Annotated in this window: 15 protein-coding genes and 1 tRNA gene; 4 read left to right on the top strand and 12 right to left on the bottom strand. The window is 56.7% G+C overall.

The window, feature by feature from the left end; all coding sequences use genetic code 11:
* Window positions 1-120: 120 nt before the first annotated feature.
* Genes folK through folP form a run of 3 tightly spaced genes read right to left on the bottom strand, consistent with a single transcriptional unit; the run spans window position 121 to window position 1,844 of the window.
* Window positions 121-627, bottom strand: coding sequence for a 2-amino-4-hydroxy-6-hydroxymethyldihydropteridine diphosphokinase (gene folK / locus DSL70_RS10050; RefSeq protein ID WP_245418153.1), 507 nt, complete (start codon window positions 625-627; stop codon window positions 121-123).
* Window positions 624-995, bottom strand: coding sequence for a dihydroneopterin aldolase (gene folB, locus DSL70_RS10045; protein ID WP_119307753.1), 372 nt, complete (start codon window positions 993-995; stop codon window positions 624-626). The genes folK and folB overlap by 4 nt, the downstream gene beginning before the upstream one ends.
* 3 nt (window positions 996-998) lie before the next feature.
* Complete coding sequence (gene folP / locus DSL70_RS10040) at window positions 999-1,844, bottom strand: dihydropteroate synthase (RefSeq protein ID WP_119307752.1); 846 nt, start codon at window positions 1,842-1,844, stop codon at window positions 999-1,001.
* 412 nt (window positions 1,845-2,256) lie between these two features.
* Here folP and DSL70_RS10035 point away from each other — a divergent pair, with 412 nt between their 5' ends.
* Window positions 2,257-4,293 (top strand): acetyl-CoA carboxylase biotin carboxylase subunit, encoded by a 2,037-nt coding sequence (locus tag DSL70_RS10035; RefSeq protein WP_119307915.1) that lies wholly within the window; start codon window positions 2,257-2,259, stop codon window positions 4,291-4,293.
* 75 nt (window positions 4,294-4,368) lie between these two features.
* On the opposite strand, the gene DSL70_RS10030 is transcribed toward DSL70_RS10035, so the two are convergent.
* Together DSL70_RS10030 and lipB are read right to left on the bottom strand one after the other, a co-directional pair.
* Window positions 4,369-4,548 (bottom strand): hypothetical protein, encoded by a 180-nt coding sequence (locus DSL70_RS10030; protein WP_119307751.1) that lies wholly within the window; start codon window positions 4,546-4,548, stop codon window positions 4,369-4,371.
* Window positions 4,549-4,723: 175 nt separating this feature from the next.
* Window positions 4,724-5,386 carry a lipoyl(octanoyl) transferase LipB gene (gene lipB / locus DSL70_RS10025; RefSeq protein ID WP_245418175.1) on the bottom strand — a complete coding sequence of 221 codons (663 nt, stop codon included), beginning with the start codon at window positions 5,384-5,386 and terminating at the stop codon, window positions 4,724-4,726.
* A gap of 193 nt (window positions 5,387-5,579) precedes the next feature.
* Here lipB and DSL70_RS10020 point away from each other — a divergent pair, with 193 nt between their 5' ends.
* Together DSL70_RS10020 and DSL70_RS10015 are read left to right on the top strand one after the other, a co-directional pair.
* Window positions 5,580-5,852, top strand: a complete 273-nt coding sequence (locus DSL70_RS10020; protein WP_119307749.1) for a FliM/FliN family flagellar motor switch protein — start codon at window positions 5,580-5,582, stop codon at window positions 5,850-5,852.
* A 194-nt stretch (window positions 5,853-6,046) separates the two neighbouring features.
* Window positions 6,047-6,133: transfer RNA gene (locus DSL70_RS10015), tRNA-Leu, on the top strand.
* Window positions 6,134-6,607: 474 nt separating this feature from the next.
* On the opposite strand, the gene DSL70_RS10005 is transcribed toward DSL70_RS10015, so the two are convergent.
* From DSL70_RS10005 to DSL70_RS09980, 6 genes are all read right to left on the bottom strand, one after another.
* The gene (locus DSL70_RS10005) at window positions 6,608-7,363 is read right to left on the bottom strand and encodes an ABC transporter ATP-binding protein (RefSeq protein WP_119307747.1); all 756 of its coding nucleotides are present in this window, start codon (window positions 7,361-7,363) and stop codon (window positions 6,608-6,610) included.
* Window positions 7,360-8,217: an ABC transporter ATP-binding protein gene (locus DSL70_RS10000; RefSeq protein WP_119307746.1), complete on the bottom strand. Its 858-nt coding sequence runs from the start codon at window positions 8,215-8,217 to the stop codon at window positions 7,360-7,362. Before DSL70_RS10000 ends, DSL70_RS10005 begins: the two co-directional genes overlap by 4 nt.
* Window positions 8,214-9,143: an ABC transporter permease gene (locus DSL70_RS09995; protein ID WP_119307745.1), complete on the bottom strand. Its 930-nt coding sequence runs from the start codon at window positions 9,141-9,143 to the stop codon at window positions 8,214-8,216. The genes DSL70_RS10000 and DSL70_RS09995 overlap by 4 nt, the downstream gene beginning before the upstream one ends.
* A 57-nt stretch (window positions 9,144-9,200) precedes the next feature.
* Window positions 9,201-10,247, bottom strand: coding sequence for an ABC transporter permease (locus DSL70_RS09990; RefSeq protein WP_119307744.1), 1,047 nt, complete (start codon window positions 10,245-10,247; stop codon window positions 9,201-9,203).
* Between the two features lie 22 nt (window positions 10,248-10,269).
* Window positions 10,270-11,868 (bottom strand): ABC transporter substrate-binding protein, encoded by a 1,599-nt coding sequence (locus DSL70_RS09985; protein WP_119307743.1) that lies wholly within the window; start codon window positions 11,866-11,868, stop codon window positions 10,270-10,272.
* 97 nt (window positions 11,869-11,965) lie between these two features.
* The gene (locus DSL70_RS09980; RefSeq protein ID WP_119307742.1) at window positions 11,966-13,036 is read right to left on the bottom strand and encodes a dipeptidase; all 1,071 of its coding nucleotides are present in this window, start codon (window positions 13,034-13,036) and stop codon (window positions 11,966-11,968) included.
* An 823-nt stretch (window positions 13,037-13,859) separates the two neighbouring features.
* On the opposite strand from DSL70_RS09980, the gene DSL70_RS09975 reads away from it, so the two are divergent.
* The gene (locus tag DSL70_RS09975; RefSeq protein ID WP_119307741.1) at window positions 13,860-14,723 is read left to right on the top strand and encodes a hypothetical protein; all 864 of its coding nucleotides are present in this window, start codon (window positions 13,860-13,862) and stop codon (window positions 14,721-14,723) included.
* Between the two features lie 18 nt (window positions 14,724-14,741).
* On the opposite strand, the gene DSL70_RS09970 is transcribed toward DSL70_RS09975, so the two are convergent.
* Window positions 14,742-15,401, bottom strand: coding sequence for a GntR family transcriptional regulator (locus DSL70_RS09970; protein ID WP_119307740.1), 660 nt, complete (start codon window positions 15,399-15,401; stop codon window positions 14,742-14,744).
* Window positions 15,402-15,484 lie beyond the last annotated feature (83 nt).

The following is a 15,484-nucleotide window of genomic DNA, read 5'->3' as shown; positions in this document are numbered from 1 at the left end:
CATCAAGGAGTGATTGGGCCTTCACTACTACCCCTTGATGCCTTCGGGCAATAAAAATATGACAAGGAAGTGCACAAAAACTGTGCTCGGAAAGCGCAGGGCTGGCGGGCAATCCGACAGTTAGCCGTGATGATCAAGGCGGACGATGCCTGACTGGTCAAGACCTTCCAGCATGGCGTCGATGGGCACGCCGTTGAGCGAAAAATCCGGGGCGAGATCGCGCAGCGGCACCAGCACAAAGGCGCGTTCCGTCATGTAGGGGTGCGGGATCTGCAAATTGTCTTCATCAATGACAGCGTCCCCATAGGTGAGCAGGTCGATGTCGATGATCCGCGGTCCCCAATGGGTATCCCGTACACGTCCCATGCTCTTTTCAACCTCAAGGCAGGTCTTGAGAAGGTCCGCGGCCGACAAGGTCGTCTTCAACACGGCGCAGGCGTTGACAAACTCGGACTGATTGGTGTTGCCCCATGGCGGGGTGATGTAATAGGGCGAACGTGAGATGACCCGCACGCCTTTCTGTGACGAAAGGGTGGACAGAGCATCTTCAATGGTGATGGCCGGATCCCCGATGTTGCCGCCCAGAGAAATGAAAACCAATGTTTCGGGCAGACTGTTCTTCATCATGCGTAATCCTCGCGGTCTCTGATTATTTCTACAGCGATGTCTTTGATGATGGCCGGAATGGGGGCTTCCGGTTTGCGAACTTTCACGCGGATTTTCTGCAGGCTGCCGAAATGGCCGAGCAGGTCTTTGGCAACAGTTTCGGCGAGGGCCTCGATCAGCTTGAATCTCTGGTTCTTGACAATGTTTTCGACGCGCTTGGCGATATAGTCGTAGCGCACGGTCTGGGTTTCATCGTCGCTTTCACCTGCGGGGCGCAGATCGAGATAACAGTCAAGGTCGAAGTAGAAGCGTTGGCCCAGGGTAGCTTCCTCCTGGTAAACGCCGTGATAGGCAAAGAAGGCGAGGTCTCGGAGGATGATGCGATCCATGGGTCAGGTCCGTTGTTGCTGGCTTATGGCATGGGCTACGGCGAGTGCGTCCTTGTGGGCCGCGACGTCATGCACGCGAAATATGGCAGCTCCCTTCATCAAGGCAACCACATTGGAGGCGACTGTGCCGAAGACCCGATCCCTTGGTTCCTCCCGACCGGTCAAGCTGCCGATAAATCTCTTGCGTGATGTACCTATCAATAATGGATACCCCCAAACGCATAATTGTTCAAGTCGGGCTAAAATCTCGATATTTTCTGCCACGTCTTTTGCAAAGCCGATTCCGGGGTCGAGCACGATGTCTGCGTGCTTCACTCCCGCTGCAAGGGCGATGGCGATCGAACGGTCAAAGAAGCGTTTCATCTGGTCGAGGATGTCGCTGTCGGCGTGGCGTTCCTTCTCCCAGTGATTGATGATGACCGGTGCCTGATGGTCGGCGGCGGCTTTGGCGATGTCCGGTTCGCGTTGCAGGCCCCAGACGTCATTGACGATATGGGCACCTGCCGCAAGGGCCTTGTCGGCAACGCGGGCCTTGTAGGTGTCAACGGAGATGGCACAGCCGAGATTGGCCTCTGCAATGGCAGAAATTGCCGGAATGACCCGGTCCAGCTCCTCGTCCTCGCCGACCAGCGCGGCTCCGGGGCGGGTCGACTCGCCGCCGATATCGAGGATCCGGGCTCCTTCGCTGGCCAACTGTTGCGCGTGGGAGAGGGCTTTGTCGCGGCCGATATGGCGACCCCCGTCGGAAAAGGAATCCGGGGTGACGTTGATGATGCCCATGATCAGGGGAGGCGCGCTTTGGGTCCAGCTGATCGGTCCGAGTTTGAGGGCTTGCGCAGTCTGAGGCATTGCTTCTTGCTTTCAAATTCAGTGCATCACATCGCGATCACATTGCAATCTCATTGCAGTCACATGGAGATGGTGTTGCCATCCATATCAGCAATCGCTTTGGCCGAGAAAGCCATTCGACAGGATAATTTACACCAAAATGTTTGTCTTTTCACGATTGTGCAATTAGAAATCTTATCAAATAGTCTCATAATTCATTTTCAACATATTGAAATATAGGAATTATTCGGCCATCCCTTCCATGGTCCGAATTGTGCTCGTCCCTGTCCCTCTTTACAAGTCTTCTTTCAGGAATATGCATTTGTCCGGATGGGCCGCCGGGGGGAATGGTGCCCGGAAAGACAGAACCAGATGATCCAAAGCGCTCAGGATCTCAGGCGCTTTCGGGGTGAGGGACATTGGCGGGGCTTTCATGTTTGAGAAAATCTTAGTAGCGAACCGTGGTGAAATTGCTTGTCGGGTGATCAAGTCGGCCCGCAAGATGGGCATCAAGACCGTTGCTGTCTATTCCGATGCGGACGAAGATTCGATGCATGTGCAGATGGCGGATGAGGCGGTGCATCTGGGGCCGCCGCCGGCCACCCAATCCTATCTGCTTGGTGACAAGATCATCGAGGCCTGCAAGAAGACCGGCGCACAGGCGGTTCATCCGGGATATGGCTTTCTGTCGGAAAATGCCGCCTTCTGCAAGGCACTGGCCGCCGCCGGGATCGAATTCGTCGGGCCGCCTGCCAAAGCCATCGAGGCAATGGGCGACAAGATCGAATCAAAGAAATTTGCGCTTGATGCCAGGGTTTCGACTGTGCCCGGCCACATGGGCATCATCGAGGACGCCGATGAGGCCGTTCGCATCTCTGGCGAGATCGGTTATCCGGTGATGATCAAGGCCTCTGCCGGGGGCGGAGGCAAGGGCATGCGCATTGCATGGAACGATACCGAGGCGCGGGAAGGGTTTGAACGTGCCCGGTCCGAGGCCCGCTCCTCCTTCGGTGATGACCGCTGCTTTATCGAGAAATTCGTCGTCGGCCCGCGTCATATCGAAATTCAGGTTTTGGCCGACAAACATGGCAACGCCATCTATCTCAATGAGCGGGAATGCTCCATCCAGCGGCGAAACCAGAAGGTGATCGAAGAGGCACCGTCCTCCTTTCTTGATCCGGCAACCCGCAAGGCGATGGGCGAGCAGGCTGTCGCTCTTGCCAAGGCCGTGGGCTATCACTCTGCTGGCACGGTGGAATTCATCGTCGACAAGGACCGGAATTTCTATTTCCTTGAAATGAACACCCGCTTGCAGGTGGAGCACCCGGTGACCGAGCTGATCACCGGGGTCGATCTCGTCGAGCAAATGATTCACATCGCCAATGGTGAAAAGCTGACGCTGACGCAGGCAGATGTCCAAATCAATGGCTGGGCGATCGAGTCGCGCATCTATGCCGAGGATCCGTTCCGCAATTTCCTGCCGTCCATCGGTCGACTGGTTGACTACCGACCGCCGATGGAGGGCTGCGCCGACGGGTTGACGATCCGCAATGACACCGGCGTTGAGGCGGGCTCGGAAATCGCCATGTTCTACGACCCGATGATTGCCAAGCTCTGCACCCATGGGCCGGACCGGAAGTCGGCAATCGACCACATGTCCCGCGCGCTTGATGCCTTCATCATTGATGGCATCGAGCACAATATTCCTTTCCTGACCGCCCTGATGGAACATCCCAGATGGCGGGCCGGGGACATCACCACCGGCTTCATCGCGGAGGAATATCCCGACGGTTTCGAAGGCGGGCACTGGGACGAGGAGACGGACCTGGCGCTGGCCTGCGTGGCGACTTCGATGGAACTGGTCGTGCATGATCGGCTGCATCGCTTCAAGGACAGGCGCAAGCTGGAGACCATGCCGATGCATGAGCATTGGACGGCGGCTTTCGACAAGAACAAGCGGTTCGCCATTCGCTATCTCAGCGGCAACCCGACAACGCCGATCGACATGGATCTTGCCCTGCCTGACGGGCGTGTGGTGCCTGTGCTGTCCGACTGGGCGCCGGGCTGGAAGCTCTGGTGTGGTGAAGTGGATGGCCGCGAGATGATCGTGCAGGTGCGCAGGGGGCTCAATTCCTACATCCTGACCCACAAGGGCGTGAAGCAGGAAGTCAAGGTCATGCGGCCTCATGTGGCCGAGCTGGAAGCGCTTCTGCCCAAGCGCGTTCCGCCGGACACTTCAAACCTGCTGTTGTGCCCGATGCCGGGACTGGTGGTGTCGATTGCCGTCAAGGAAGGGCAGATTGTTCAGACCGGGGAGGCGCTCGCCACCGTAGAAGCGATGAAGATGGAGAATGTGCTCCGCGCCGAACGGGACCTTGTGGTCGAGGAAATTCTGGTCAGCGAAGGGGACAGCCTCGCAGTCGATACGGTGATGATGCGATTCGTCAGCAAGGCAAGCAGCGCCGCCTGAGCACCGTCTGATTTTTGGTCAAAAAGAAAGCCCGGCCTTGAGCCGGGCTTGTTTGTGGAGCCAATCGGCTCTTTCTCAGATCCTGATTTGGCGCAGTGTGCGAGCGAGGTCTGCATAGACACGTTTGACCTCGCGTTGATATTCCGCGCCGACGGCAAGCCAGACCATGCTCAGCACCCCGGCCAGCACCAGATATTCGATTGTGACGGACGCGGACTCGTCGCGGATAAATTGCTTCAAGCGATCAAAAGACATGGTAAATCCGTTTGGACTGAAATCAGAAGTTGTTTAACTTCCGGTTTATCCTAACAAACTGTTAACGGAAAGACGCAGAGCCATTTTTTGCGCTCGTGTGGTTAATATCAAAAGGTGCAGTGCAAGAACCTATGCACTTTTACGATGTGCTGGAGAATCCTCCGGCTTTTGAGTCCTAAGCTGTTGGTCCGAATAGCGGTTCGAATGCCGAACGCAGGGTCATGTCGACATCGGACATGGCGATCGGGTAGCCCAGATCAACAAAGCTGGTGACTCCATGCTGGGCGATGCCGCAAGGGACAATTCCGCTGTAATGCTCCAGATCAGGCTCGATGTTGAGGCTGATGCCGTGGAAGGTGACCCATTTGCGGACGCGGATGCCGATGGCTGCGATCTTGTCTTCCACCCCGGCTCCCTTTTCCGGACGGGACACCCAGACCCCTACGCGGTCCTTGCGGCGCTCACCCGTGATGTTGTGCTCGGCAAGTGTGTTGATGATCCAGCTTTCCAGACATTGGACGAACAGACGGACGTCCTGCTTGCGGCGCTTGAGATCAAGCATGACATAGGCGACGCGCTGCCCCGGTCCGTGATAGGTATATTGGCCGCCACGACCGGTTGCGAAGACATCGAAGCGGTCCGACGCGACCAGATCGGCAGGATTGGCGCTGGTTCCGGCAGTATAGAGCGGCGGGTGTTCCAGCAACCAGACGCATTCCCGCGCCTTGCCCTCGGCGATGGCGGCGATGCGGTTTTCCATGAACACCATCGCTTCAGTGTAGGGAATCAGGCGATCTGATATCAGCCACTCGACCGGCTCGGGGCTGCTTGATAGCATGGTGGCGAGGGGGGCTGTTTCGGAGTCGGTTCTGGTCTGGTCTTGTCTTTCCTGGGTCATGGCGTCAGATCTGTGGTCCTGCAAATTCCGTCTTGTGTTTGGGAGACTTCGTTAACGCTTCGTTTACCAATGAAGGTAACACTCTGTTAATGTCTCTCATAGTCGATCCGTGGGTAGCACGGAAGGGTGCGTCGTGGCTAATCTAGATTCCATTTCGATCAATATTTCTGTTGTGCTGGGCACGACCTCGATTCCGATTCACCAGCTGTTGCGTATGGGACGCGGTGCCGTCATCGAGCTGGACGCCCATGAAGAGGATGATTGTCTGATTCTGGCCAATGATATTCCCGTTGCGCATGGACAGGTGATTCTGAGAGGGGAAAAAGTCGGCATTTCCATCACCAAGGTGTTGATGCGCAGCCCTGAATGGCGTCCGATCCGCGGAATTCACCGGATTTCAGGCTAATTCCAGCCTTCGATTTAGCCGCAAGGCAGGGCATGAGGTGGGTGATAGAGACGCCTTGCCGTGAAGTTTTTTCGTCGATTGTCATCAACTTTCCACATTTGTTGTTGATCTCCATCTTATAGGCTTGTGTGGTCAAATCTAATTTGATAGTTACACGCCACCAACAAGGATAATTCCTTGATCAAACACGGTTTGCGGCCGTGGCGGAATTGGTAGACGCGCAGCGTTGAGGTCGCTGTGGGGTAACTCCCGTGGAAGTTCGAGTCTTCTCGGCCGCACCAAGTTTTCTCTTGGAAAGCTTGATTGCCTTGGTGGAAACAAAAGGTTGCTTCGGCAGCCTTTTTTGTTATTGGCACTCTTTCCTGTCTTTGGGTGATGCCCGAGTCGCAGAACGGCGAACTCCGGGCTGTCGTCATGACGTCCGTTGTCTCTGGGCTTGCAAGGATACCTGCCAAAGCCTTCCATGTGCCTTCGGGTGAAACGCCGCTCTGTTTCCGTATTCTGCCCCGATATCAAATTTTCCAAAATGGAATTGGCTGAGTGGCCGTGTCGAGCCAGAATCGGGCTCAACGCAGTCACGGGCGTTCTCGCCAAGACCAGACGGTATGCAAGGCTCTACTATGCGGTTTTGATGGATTGGGGAGGAGAGGGCCGGCAAAGCAAGGGGGTTGCTTTGCCGTATGATGGGACGCGCCAAGACTCTTCAGGCGGGCTTGCCTGAAGAACCGGTATTGATCCTGTCAGCCGAGCAAGGATCATGCGCGATAGCGGGCGCTGCTTTCAAGCAGATGGCGTGAATAGGGATGGTCGGCCTGCTGGTTTCGCATCTTGTCTACGGTCATCATCTCGACCAGTTCGCCATGCTGCATGACGGCGACATTGTCACACATGTGGCCAACAACGGCCAGATCGTGCGACACCATCACGTAGGTCAGGTTATGTTCCGCACGCAACTCGCTCAAAAGATTGAGAATTTCTGCCTGAACAGACACATCGAGCGCCGAGGTCGGCTCGTCCAGCAGCAAGATCTTGGGCTCAGGTGCCAGAGCCCGGGCGATGGCAACGCGCTGGCGCTGACCGCCTGAGAGCTGATGGGGATAGCGGAAGCGGAAGCTGGCACCCAGCCCGACATCATCCAGAAGCTTTGGAATCTTGCTGTCGATGTCCTTGAACCCGTGCAGTTGCAAGGTTTCGCTCAGCACCCGATCAACCGTGTGTCGGGGATGGAGCGATGCGTAGGGGTCCTGAAAGACCATCTGGACGGTCTTGTAGAAGTGTTTGTCGCGCTTTGCCCCCAGTTCCTTCTGGTCGACGAGAATGGTGCCATTCCAATAGGGCACAAGGCCGGTGACCGCGCGCAGAACGGTAGACTTGCCCGATCCGCTCTCGCCGACCAGTCCAAAGCTGTCTCCCTGCCTGACGGAAAAGGATACGGACTTGACCGCATCGACACGATCTGCTCCTTCGCCAAACCAGACATTGAGATCAATCAGTTCCAGTGCTTTCTTCATAGGATACCACTCACGCTTTCCTGATCACGCCATGCCGGATCCCGGTCGAGCGTTTCCAGTCGGTCTTTCTTGATGGTGAGCTGCGGCATGGAGTTCAGCAGGCCGCGCGTGTAGGGGTGCTTTGCCTCCTCCAGTTTGCCGGATTCGCAGATCTCGACAATGCGCCCGCCATACATGATGAGAATTCGGTCGCAGAAATTGGACACCAGCCGCAAGTCGTGACTGATGAAGATCAGCCCCATGCCTCGCTCGCGCACCAGCTTGTCCATGATTTCCAGAACCTGAATCTGGACGGAAACGTCCAGCGCAGAGGTCGGCTCGTCGGCGATCAGAATCTTGGGGTTGGCGATGAGCATCATGGCGATCATCACCCGCTGCCCCATGCCGCCGGAGAGCTCGTGTGGATAGGCGGCAAAGACCCGCTCCGGATCACGAATGACGACGGCTTCGAGCATGTCCAGAGCTTTCTGGCGCGCCAGCTTGCGGTCGACCTTCTCGTGAATGGAGAGCGCTTCGACGATCTGCTCGCCGACGCGCATGACCGGATTGAGCGAGTATTTCGGATCCTGCATGACCATCGAAATGTCTCTGCCTCGCAACTGGCGCATGGCCTTTTCCGGCATGGCCATGATGTCCTGTCCGAGAATCTCCATGCGATCGGCCTCGACGATGCCGGGCCTTCGGATGAGGCGGAGTAGGGCACGGCCGGTCATCGACTTGCCGGATCCGCTCTCGCCAACAATACCAAGGCGCTCCTTGCCCAGCGAGAAGCTGATTCCGCGCACGGCGTCGAAGACACCGGTGCGGGTGGGAAAGCGCACCCACAGGTTTTCTACATCAACCAGATTGCTCATCGGCCACTCTCCTTGGGATCCAGTACATCGCGCAGGCCGTCGCCAAGCAGGTTGAAGGCAAGGCTGACCATGAAGATGGCGATACCGGGCATCGTGGCAACCCACCAGTGGTCAAGAATAAACTTGCGGCCGCCAGAGATCATGGCGCCCCATTCCGGAGATGGAGGCTGGGCGCCGAGGCCAAGGAAGCCAAGGCCCGCAGCGGTCAGGATCACGCCTGCCATGTCGAGGGTGACCCGGATGACGATGGACGAGATGCAGAGCGGCCAGATATGCTTGGTGATGATCCGGATGGGACCGGCGCCCTGCAGCTTGATGGCCTGGATGAAATCGGATTTGCGGATTGTCAGGGTTTCGGCCCGGGCGATGCGCGCATAGGGGGGCCATGCCGTCAGCGAGATGGCAAGAACGGCATTCTCGATGCCTGCGCCCAGCGCTGCCACAAAGGCAAGCGCCAGCACCAGCTTCGGGAAGGCAAGGAAAATATCGGTGATCCGCATCAGGACGACATCAACCCAGCCGCCGACATAGCCGGAGATGGTGCCGACGATCAGCCCCATGATCGGGGCGATGATCGCCACCAGCGTGACGATGTAGAGTGTGATGCGCGAACCATAGAGCAGGCGGCTGAGGATGTCGCGGCCGAGCGAATCCGTGCCGAGCAGGTGGTCTGCAAAGCCCAGTGGCTTGAGGCGGTTGGCCAGATCCTGGGTGAACGGATCGTGTGGCGCGAGGATGGGCGCAAAGATCGCGATGATGATCACGGCGACCAGAATGCCCAGCCCGGCCATGGCCAGCGTATTGCGCTTGAGGGCCAGCCAGTTCTGATACCAGGCGGCCATGCGGGCATGGTGTCGCGATGTCGGAACCTCGGCCAGCAACCAGGCGCGCATGTTTTGCTTTTCTGTTTGTTGTACTAAGCTCATGACTTGGTTTCTTCTCTTTGGGTGTCTTCTCTTGGTGTCTGTTCCATATGGTCGCCTCTATTTCGACCGGGGGTCGAGAAGGCGATAGAGGACATCGGACAGAACGTTGAGGCAGACAAAAACCAGCCCGACAATCACGGTGCCGCCAAGCACGGCAGCCATATCCGCAGAGAGCAGGGAAGTGGTGATGTAACTGCCGATACCCGGCCATGAGAAAATGATTTCGGTCAGAACCGACCCTTCGAGCAGCCCCGCATAGGACAGCGCCACCACGGTGATCAACTGGACGCCGATGTTGCGGAAGGCATGCTGCCAGATGACGCGAGCTTCCGAGAGGCCCTTGACGCGTGCTGCGGTGACATATTCCGAGCTCAACTGCTCAAGCATGAAGGACCGCGTCATGCGGCTGATATAGGCCAGCGAATAGTAGCCAAGGATGCAGGCCGGCAGCACGATGTGCGAAAAGGCGTTGGAGAAGACCTCGAAGTCTCCGGCGAGCAGGCTGTCGATGAGGATCATGCCGGTGACGGTTGGAACCACGTCATCATAGAAGATATCGAGCCGACCCGGTCCGCCGACCCAGCCAAGAATGCCGTAGAAGATCAACAGGCCGACAAGGCCGATCCAGAAGACCGGAATGGAGTAGCCAATGAGGGCGACAAAGCGGGCGGTCTGGTCGATCCAGGTTCCGCGTTTGACTGCAGCCAGGACACCGAGCGGAATGCCAACCACAATCCCGATCAGCGTGCCGATGGTCGCCAGTTCCATGGTCGCCGGGAAAAAGCGCTTGATGTCGTCAAACACCGGCATGCCCGTCCGGATGGATTCACCCAGATTGCCGTGGAAGACATCATTGAGATAGATGAGGAACTGAACCAGCAAGGGTTTGTCCAGTCCCAGTGAGACATAGGCCTCGTCATACTGGGCCTGTGAAGCGCGCTCGCCAACAATGGCAAGAACGGGGTCAACAGGCATCACGCGACCGATGATGAAGGTAATAAAAAGCAATCCGACCATCGTTATGACGATCGTGAACAAAGTCGAGATCGTTTTCGTTGCGATGGGCGGAATGGACAGCTGAAGCTGTCCACCCGTCTTTTCCATAATGATATTCCCGGATCAGATATCAGTCTTTTGTGACCGGCCAGAATGCGATGGAAGATACCGCGCCGCCGAGCGAGAGGTTCTTCACGTTTGCCTGCATGCCAGCCTGCTCGATCTGCTGGAACATGATGCCAAACGGGCTATCTTTCTGGAAATCTTTCTGGAGGTCGACATACATCTGTTTGCGCTTGTCGACGTCGTTCTCGACGACCGCGTCAAGGGTGCGCTGGGAATAGGCCGGGATATCCCAGGCGTTGCGCCATGCGAGATAGCCGGTGTTGCCCGAGTCATCCGCATTGCCCGGGTTGAGGGCGAAGGTGCCTGCGTTGGTGTTCGGGTCGGAATAGTCCGGTCCCCATGCGCCAACATAGATGTCATGAACGCGGGCACGGTATTTGTCGAGGGTCTGCGCACCGGTGCCGATGGTCAGGGTCAGCTTGATGCCTGCCTTGCCCCAGGTGTCCTGAAGGGACTGGGCAATGTCGATACGTTCCTGAGCTTCACGAACGATGGCATTGATTTCGAAGCCGTCCGGATATCCGGCTTCGGCCAGCAGGGCTTTGCCCTTTTCGATATCAAGATGATAGGGCTTGTCATCGATGGCGCCGAAATAGGTCATCGGCAGGAAGGTCTGGTGAACCGTATACTGGCCTTTGAGGAAGCTGTTGGCCATGCCTTCATAGTCGGTCAGCCATTTCATGGCTTCGAGAACCTTCGGGTTGGAAAGATACTCGCTTTTCTGGTTGGCAGACCAGTACATGAGACGACCGCGCAGCTCGTCCTGAACCTTGAGTCCTTCTGTGCCGGAAATGGCAGCCACATCTTCCGTGGAGAGGTTGCGGGCGATATCGACGTCACCCTTTTCAAGCAGCAGGCGCTGGCTGGCGCTCTCGGCCACGTGGCGGATGAAGACCTGCTTCAGCTTGGGCTTGTCGCCATAGTAATTGTCGTTTGCAGTCAGAACGACGCTTTCGTTCGGCTTGAAGCTCTTGAGGATGTAGGCGCCGGAGCCGGCGGTGTTGGAGCGCAGCCAATCGTTGCCCATGTCGCCATCGGCTTCATGTTCCATCACCAGCTTGCTGTCAACGATGGACGCGATGTTGGCGGTCAGGCAGTTCAGCACAAAGGAAACAGCGTATTTCTTGTCGGTGGTGATCTGAAGGGTGTAGTCGTCGGTTGCCACGACTTTCTCGTCGACGTTATCAGCGGTAAAGCCGAACTGGGACAGGATGAAACTCGGGGTCTTGTTCAGTTTGATCGCACGCTGCAGAGAGTAGGCGGCATCTTTGGCGGTGATCGGGTTTCCAGACGCAAACTTGCGACCTTCGACAATGTGGAAGGTGATGGTCTTGCCGTCTTCGGAAATGTCCCAACTGGAAGCGAGGTCTGGCTGGTAGCCAGCGTCGAGATTCATCGGGTCAAAGGCAACGAGGAAAGAATAGATGTTGTTGTCGATTTCGTTACTGGTGAACTCGAAAGACTGTGCCGGGTCGAACGAAATGATGTCGTCGATCGTCTGGGCAACCACGAGCATGTTTTTCGGCGTTGCGGCCAGGGATGGCATGGCGGCCACGGACACGACGGCGGCGGCAGCCAAAAGGGAAATCTTGAAATGTTTCATAGCACTGTTCCTCTGGAATCTTCCTCTGATTGAATTATTTGTTGTTTGATGGTGATTGCGTGGGCTTTTTGCCTCTATTGGTAGCCGGAAGGGGACCTCAGTCCTCTTTCCAGGTCTTCTTCAAAACGCGCAGCCAGTTTTCATGGCAAAGCTTGGCCATCAGCGCCTCGCCATAGCCATGCTGGCGCATGGCTTCGCGCAGGGTGGTGAGGCCGGACAGATCCTTGATGTCCTGCGGAATATCGGCACCATCAAAGTCGGACCCGAGGCCAACCCGGTCTTCGCCGAGCTTCTCCATCAGATGATCCAGATGGCGCAGCATCAGCTCGACATTGGTGTCGACATTCTGTTGCCCGTCCGGGCGCAGGAAGACGACGGCAAAGTTGAGCCCCACCATGCCGTCGCTTTCGGCAATGATGCCGAGCTGACGGTCTGTCAGGTTGCGGGCGTGGGGGCAGATGGCATAGGCGTTGGAGTGGGTGGCAACAATCGGAGCGTCGGTTATCGCGGCCAGATCGTCAAAGCCCTTTTCATTGAGATGGGACACATCGAGCATGACTCCGAGCCGGTTGCATTCACTGACCAGCTTCTTGCCAAGCTCGGTCAGACCCGGACCGGTATCGCCAGTTGACGGGTAGCGGAAGGGAACGCCGTGGCCGAATTTGGTCGGGCGGCTCCAGACCGGTCCAATGGACCTGAGACCGGCAGCGTAAAGCACTTCCAGTGTCTCGAATTCCTCGTCAATGGCTTCGGCTCCCTCCATGTGCAGCACGGCGGCGATCACATCGCGCTCGAAGGCGGCTAGAATGTCTTTGGTGGAGGTGCAGCCTTTGAGAAAACCGGCTGCTTCCAGTTTCTTGAAGGTGGCGACTTCGGAGAGAACCACCTTGATGGCATCATTCCAGGCGATGGCAGGGGGCAGTGGAATGTCATAGGTCGGCTGGTCCATCTTGTCTTCATAGCTGCCTCTGCCGCCAGAACCTAGGTCGCTGGGAACGTAAAGCGCAAACAGGCCACCGCCAAACCCGCCTGCCTTTGCTCTTGGCAGGTCCATCTGGCCCTTGTCGGTTCCCGCCATGGCTGCGTCTAGCGTCAGGGTCTTGCGGAAGAAGCGGAGAAGAAAGTCGTTGTGACCGTCGAAAATGATGGGTGTCTTGGTATTCAACATGGAAATTACTGCGTGCGCATTCTGGCTCTGGGAGTTCGGTTCGTTTCCTTCGTATCGGGTGTCGGGGAAGGATTTTTTGAAATCTGCGCCAAAGCAGAAGTGGCCTTTCTTATAAGTCGGAAAATTGAGTTTGAATGAACTCAATATGTTCAACCATGCAATGTCAAGAACTCAAGCTGCGTGTAAAAGATGAGGCCATGTGGAGTGCGACGACTGCTGTTTATTTTGGCAAGTCAAGGCAATGAAGTCGGTGGCGGGGATACCGATAAAGTTGCAGAGTTTCGGTATGTTGAGGTGATAGGCAATTCCCCTTATGCTATCGGGGGATGCAAAACTGGGCACTTATTGTGAAAATGCGCATTTTTTTGCCACTTTATGAATTCTTTGGATATTTGCATAATTTCAGGGCAACTGGATGCCTCCCGATGTTCTGCGGGACTCGCCGCCGTGGGGACGCTGCGGGGTGTTCTCCGCGATTTTTTGCCCGATAGTCTCAAACGTGGTTGCTGAGGGCTATATCCGGCGCTTCGGATGCAAGGTCCCGGCGAGGGATGGCCAAGCAGACAGCGAGGCGTTCGAGCCCGATGAAGCCTGTTTCCTGTGCCATCTCTGCGTCTGGGCAGTCCCGTTCATTGACAAGAAAAGATGAGTTGACATACTGTATGCCAATTCTCGTCGTTCGTTTCCTTCTCCAGATTTTGCGGACACATTCATTCCCTTATCCCGAGGTCCTTATTCCGAGGTCCCCTCTAGGGCCCCATCCGCGGCCGGGATGAGAGGATGTCTTGCTGCGTTCAAAATCTCTTGCCAGTGAGCTTGCAGCATGTCCCTTGGATTGTCGGCCAGTCTTCTCGGTGCCTTCTTTCTTGCCCTCAACTATGTGGCGACCCAACGCTGCCAGCAGGTGTGGTCCTATCGGTCGACCCGGATGCTGTTGGCCACACAGGTCTCGATGGCCTTGCTTCTCATCATTCCCTTCCTTCTGCTACGTGTCTGGCGCTATCTGGAATTGCAGGATCTCGTTTCGCTTGTCCGGATCAATGCTCCTTATGCGGTGGCGCAATATTTCATCATTCTGGCAATCCGCAAGAGCGATGCTTCAGTGATTTCGCCGATGCTGACACTGAAGATCCCGACCCTGACGATCATGGCGATCTTCATGGGGCAGGGGATGCCATCGTCGCATCAGTTGCTGGCCATGGCACTCATCATCCTTTTGGCCTATGCATTGTCGCGTCGCTCCGGACGTCTTGATCTCTGGCCTGCGCTGTTCGTGATTGTTGCCAGTGTCGGCTATGCTCTGTCGGACATTGAAATCACGCATTTTTCCAAGCGCTTCCTCGGTCTGGCCATCCTCCATCAGGTGGCCCTGACGGTGTCGGTCAACTATATCTTCTGCGGGCTGGTTGCGGCGCCGATGTTGTTTTTCATGAAGGTTCCGGCGCGCATCGTCTATGACACGCGATGGATTGGATTGACCTGGGTGATTGCCGTCTATCTGCTGGTCATCGGCTTCAGCTCGACAGGCGTTCTGGAGGCCAACGTGGCCCAGTCTCTGAGGGGTGTCTTCGGCATCCTGATTGCCATGGCGCTGGCGAGGAAACTGCCCGGAAGCAGCACGGACTGGGGCTTCAAGATCCTGATATCCATTGGAATGACCGGTGCGGTCTTCCTCTACTTCCTCTAGCGTTCTGCCATCCGGCCTCTATTGGTCGAGGGTTGCCAGCTGCCAGTAGGAGCCCTGTTTCCGGTCGATATGGCGTCCGAGAATGGCGAGGCTTGCATCGAGATCCCTGCGGCTGACAGCGTCTGCAATCTCGCAATGCTCCTTGTAGGATTTCTCCAGATGGTCGGGATGGTGGCCGAGGCGGTGACGGACCGCTGCCATCTTCTTGGCGATGGTCTGATAGGCATCGTCAAGGAAACGGTTGCCAGAGCAGTCGAACAGACACTGATGATAGATCGCATCCAGCGAGAGATAATGCTGCACTCTGTCGTCCCCGAGGGCCTCGGTCATCTCTGCGACAACGGCTGCCAGCCGCTTGTGGAGCTGGTCCGGATTCTGCTCCAGCGCCGCGATCAATGCGGTTCGCTCAAGACATACCCGGGCGTCGCAGAGCATGGCGATCTGGTGGGGGGAGAGGGAGAAGACGAAGGTTCCCTTCTGGGGGGAGACCGTCAGCAGGCCTTCCATTTCAAGACGGTTGAAAGCCTCTCGCACCGGGGTGCGGCTGACCTCGAAATCCTTGGCGATCCGAACTTCCGAGAGCTGCGACCCCAGCTCAAGCTCACCACTGACAATCATGTCCCTGAGCTTTTCGGACACCAGTTCGGTAAGCGACTTGGGGCGCACGATTGAATTCATCTTGGTTCTCCTTGGGCGCGACGATATCCCAAGGCTTCATGGAACACAAGGCGGGCTGCAGAGGAGAGGGGCAGGCGGTCCAG

It is taken from the genome of Cohaesibacter haloalkalitolerans, from assembly GCF_003574655.1.
Classification (GTDB): Bacteria; Pseudomonadota; Alphaproteobacteria; order Rhizobiales; family Cohaesibacteraceae; genus Cohaesibacter; species Cohaesibacter haloalkalitolerans.
Note: the sequence above shows the minus strand (reverse complement) of the source record. Positions and strands in the feature narration are given on the sequence as shown.

Bases quoted from the DNA above. Each gene is read 5' to 3' on its own strand.
- folK (WP_245418153.1), bottom strand. From the start codon at position 627: ATGATGAAGAACAGTCTGCCCGAAACATTGGTTTTCATTTCTCTGGGC.
- folB (WP_119307753.1), bottom strand. From the start codon at position 995: ATGGATCGCATCATCCTCCGAGACCTCGCCTTCTTTGCCTATCACGGC.
- folP (WP_119307752.1), bottom strand. From the start codon at position 1,844: ATGCCTCAGACTGCGCAAGCCCTCAAACTCGGACCGATCAGCTGGACC.
- DSL70_RS10035 (WP_119307915.1), top strand. From the start codon at position 2,257: ATGTTTGAGAAAATCTTAGTAGCGAACCGTGGTGAAATTGCTTGTCGG.
- DSL70_RS10030 (WP_119307751.1), bottom strand. From the start codon at position 4,548: ATGTCTTTTGATCGCTTGAAGCAATTTATCCGCGACGAGTCCGCGTCC.
- lipB (WP_245418175.1), bottom strand. From the start codon at position 5,386: ATGCTATCAAGCAGCCCCGAGCCGGTCGAGTGGCTGATATCAGATCGC.
- DSL70_RS10005 (WP_119307747.1), bottom strand. From the start codon at position 7,363: ATGAAGAAAGCACTGGAACTGATTGATCTCAATGTCTGGTTTGGCGAA.
- DSL70_RS10000 (WP_119307746.1), bottom strand. From the start codon at position 8,217: ATGAGCAATCTGGTTGATGTAGAAAACCTGTGGGTGCGCTTTCCCACC.
- DSL70_RS09995 (WP_119307745.1), bottom strand. From the start codon at position 9,143: ATGAGCTTAGTACAACAAACAGAAAAGCAAAACATGCGCGCCTGGTTG.
- DSL70_RS09990 (WP_119307744.1), bottom strand. From the start codon at position 10,247: ATGGAAAAGACGGGTGGACAGCTTCAGCTGTCCATTCCGCCCATCGCA.
- DSL70_RS09985 (WP_119307743.1), bottom strand. From the start codon at position 11,868: ATGAAACATTTCAAGATTTCCCTTTTGGCTGCCGCCGCCGTCGTGTCC.
- DSL70_RS09980 (WP_119307742.1), bottom strand. From the start codon at position 13,036: ATGTTGAATACCAAGACACCCATCATTTTCGACGGTCACAACGACTTT.
- DSL70_RS09975 (WP_119307741.1), top strand. From the start codon at position 13,860: ATGTCCCTTGGATTGTCGGCCAGTCTTCTCGGTGCCTTCTTTCTTGCC.
- DSL70_RS09970 (WP_119307740.1), bottom strand. From the start codon at position 15,401: ATGAATTCAATCGTGCGCCCCAAGTCGCTTACCGAACTGGTGTCCGAA.